Source organism: Streptomyces doebereineriae (genome assembly GCF_031845645.1).
GTDB classification, from domain to species: domain Bacteria; phylum Actinomycetota; class Actinomycetes; order Streptomycetales; family Streptomycetaceae; genus Streptomyces; species Streptomyces canus.
Genome location: NZ_JAVREZ010000102.1, coordinates 1 through 555 on the forward strand (window position 1 = coordinate 1; position 555 = coordinate 555).

The following is a 555-nucleotide window of genomic DNA, read 5'->3' on the forward strand; positions in this document are numbered from 1 at the left end:
CTACCGAGGCGGAACGGGATTCCTAACTCCAAACAAGTCCGGAGCTGGCGCCGCCTCTTGGACTCCCCTCGACGCAATGATCTACATTCCGCGAGTAATCGCGAAGGCCATCACCCCACCCACCACGACCGTCGCCGTTACCGCGACAACCGAAGCGCCATTGGCCATGTTGGCGACGAGTGCACCCGACTCGCCTGCAGCGGCCAACGTCGCGTCAGATTCAGCTCCGGTCGAGCCACAGGCGGCCGCACCTACGGAGGATTCCACGGCGGCCGAGGTGAGTTCCCAACGTGCGTCCGATCTTTCGGACGGCAACAAAGCCGAATCCGGCAAGACCGGCACCACCTCATCGCGCCCGGGTCAGCGCCTGAAGGCCTCACTGCAGAACACGGCCAAGCAGGTCGACAAGGGCATCAAGAAGCTCGGCAGCAACATCGAGAAGTCGGTGAAAACGGTCAGCGACCGCATCTCCACCGCCGGCAAGAAGAAGGCCGCCGCCTCCAGCAAGAACGACAACGCCGGAAGCAGCTCCAACAGCGGCAACGACGACTGAGT

At 63.2% G+C, this 555-nt stretch carries 1 protein-coding gene; it reads left to right on the top strand.

The window, feature by feature from the left end; genetic code table 11:
* Positions 1 to 76: 76 nt before the first annotated feature.
* Entirely contained in the window at positions 77 to 553 is a 477-nt protein-coding gene (locus RNB18_RS50910; protein WP_311720914.1) for a hypothetical protein, read from the top strand.
* Positions 554 to 555: the final 2 nt, after the last annotated feature.